At 29.5% G+C, this 2,801-nt stretch carries 2 protein-coding genes; both read right to left on the minus strand.

Translation table 11 applies throughout. The annotated features are described in order from the left end of the window. Positions 1 to 429: 429 nt before the first annotated feature. Complete coding sequence (locus tag GVV10_RS09380) at positions 430 to 1,104, minus strand: helix-turn-helix domain-containing protein (protein ID WP_159521994.1); 675 nt, start codon at positions 1,102 to 1,104, stop codon at positions 430 to 432. A gap of 306 nt (positions 1,105 to 1,410) precedes the next feature. Next, on the minus strand, positions 1,411 to 2,724 hold the full coding sequence (locus tag GVV10_RS09385; protein WP_159521996.1) for an HTH domain-containing protein: 1,314 nt from the start codon (positions 2,722 to 2,724) through the stop codon (positions 1,411 to 1,413). Positions 2,725 to 2,801 lie beyond the last annotated feature (77 nt).

The following is a 2,801-nucleotide window of genomic DNA, read 5'->3' on the forward strand; positions in this document are numbered from 1 at the left end:
TCACTTAAATAATCATTTTTTTCATTAAATAACGCTATATCATTTTTCATAATTACACTCCTACCTAATTAAATGCTCTAAGTACTTAGGGGGCTTATATTATCAATATATTTATTTTACACTTTTAAGATAAAAAAAATTAAGATTTTGATGTAAGAATTTCTGTATCTGGTCTAAGTACTTAGGGGGCTTATATTATCAATATATTTATTTTACACTTTTAGTATAATTAAAATAGTGACTTAAAGCAAGTTTAAGCACTTATATTATCAATGAAGAGATTTACACTTTTAGTATAATTTAAATATCATACAAAAAAGACAAAACGGGCGGTTTAAGGGGGGTAAAGCAGTTGCAGTAATGTAAATATATACCTAGACCAGTTTTAGCTCTTAATTCGGCTCTAAATCGCTCTTATACGAACTATCATTAGTGTTTTATTAGTTCTTTTAAATCTAATGTACATCGATCATCTGTAAATGACTGCTCTACATACTCTTCTGATACGATTGCACTGATAAAAAAACTATTGCTTTCTAACATCTCTATTGTAGTTTTTCTTGCTCGTGGCAAGACCCACATCTGACTACAATCAGTAAAGTTCTCAAAATTATTCATAATCTTTTTCTTTGTTCGTTCTTTTGTTTTTTCTGTTCTCTCATATTCAACAACCACATTATATTTTGGAATATAAAGATCTGGAAATGCTTTTTTACTTGCTTTAAAAAAATCTTTTTCGGAAGCAAATTGGTCTTTTTCTGTATAAATATCGCTTAATTCTAAATCAGAAGTATCTCTTAATAATGCAGTTCCTATTTTACTTAAAAATAATTCATGAAATATATTTAAAGTATTTAGATTTACTTCTTTACCTTTTTCATTCAAAAATCTGTAACCTTCATTTGATAAAAAATAAATGTGTTCTAAAATCATAACTTGCTGTTTTTTAACAAGTCCTACATTTTCTAACCGTTTCATACGTTTATAGACACCAGAATTAGTTACATTCAATAAAGCCGATAATTCAATAGAAGTCGCAACTCTGAACTTATATAAAAACTCCATTACAAATCTATCTTTTTCCGTTATAACTACACCACTCATAAAATTCCCCTTTCTACTACTTCTCACTCTTTTATTACTATCTTTCTAATACATTCCTACATCTTTTAACCATTACTTATTACTACTTTTTCACTCACAATAATACTAAACCCACTCGCCACTGCCTGCTCATACAAGATACAAAGTATCACTTATGATATGCGTGTGTAGTCAATCGGAGAATTCGATTGACTACACACGCATAAAGGCAGTGGCGAGTGGGTATTTTGACATTTTAGCCTTAAAAAAAATGGCATAAACAGGTCGGACTACTATTCGGACGCCCTATCGGACGCTTTAAGCATATCATTTTTTCAAATATTTATAAACTGTTGGGCGACTTACATTTAATTCTCTGGCAATTTCAGTAACTGACAAATCAGGATTTTCTTTTATGAAATCTTTAACTAATTTTTCTTTGCTTGGTCGCCCATTTCCTTCTCGCCAATTCGGATTAACTATATCTCTGGTCGCTCTCGCAATTTGTAAATGTTGTACTTGAGTTCTGTAATTCCTTTTATTCTCTGGAATTGATATTGAAGTTATTTTTTCAATGTCCGCTCTCGGAAAATTTTTATAAGATGGATCATATGCTTTCAAAGCAGAATCTACATCATGCTTTGTAAATGGCTCATCTGGTCTAATATTATTTAAATCTGGTATCAATGAATATGCGTCCTTTTCTAATTCTTCAAAAGGAATATCGCATTTCACTGCATATATTGATAGTGCCATAACACAAAAATATCGGTGTCCGTAAGTAGCACCTTCTTTTATTTTCTCAATCCACCAATCATATAAAGCACGATTTACAGTCCATTCACTGTTATTCTCCTGATTAACGATTTTTCTTTCATACCAATCGGGATATTTTTCTTTTGCCTGCTCTAAAGTCAATTCGCTCTGATAATTCGTTTCTAAAACCCTATTTTCTTTTTCAAATACAAACTTATTTAAATAATCAAGTTCTACTTTATCGCCCGTTTTATATGCTTTTAATCTATATTTTTTTCCAAACTTCGTAGGACTTCCTACCATTCTAAAACCTTGATTAAGACCTTGGTACTGAACTTCTTTAATATTTGATACGTAAGGGTTCCAGATTTTCCTAGTTAAGTCATATTTAAGTCTTTTTAAAGGCTCTTTTAAGTGATTATAAAGTGGTATTGGCTCTTTAAATACAAAATACAAATGAACTCCATGACCTGAATTGACTAAATAAGTCGGTTTAGGAGTTATATCACTATTAAAATGATGAATTAAAGTCTTTAAATTACCCATATCACTGATACCATCAATATCAAATATCAAAGCATACATAAAATTAGCATTTTTCATAATTCTTTGTTTGCCAAAATAAGAAATACCATTCATTACTACAAAATCATTATCAATTAAATCATCTATTTCAGATAATTCATCTGTAACAGTATATCTGGAATGCCGATCAGCATTCATAGCAATAGCAATTCCATTCCCTTTTTTATCTTCATAAATACCTTTTCTTTCAAAACTACCGATAGGAAATAAATCACGATAAAAATCTCTATAATTAACCTCTTTAAAAATTTCACTTAAATAATCATTTTTTTCATTAAATAACGCTATATCATTTTTCATAATTACACTCCTACCTAATTAAATGCTCTAAGTACTTAGGGGGCTTATATTATCAATATATTTATTTTACACTTTTA

Source organism: Erysipelothrix urinaevulpis (assembly GCF_009828835.1).
GTDB lineage: Bacteria > Bacillota_I > Bacilli_A > Erysipelotrichales > Erysipelotrichaceae > Erysipelothrix > Erysipelothrix urinaevulpis.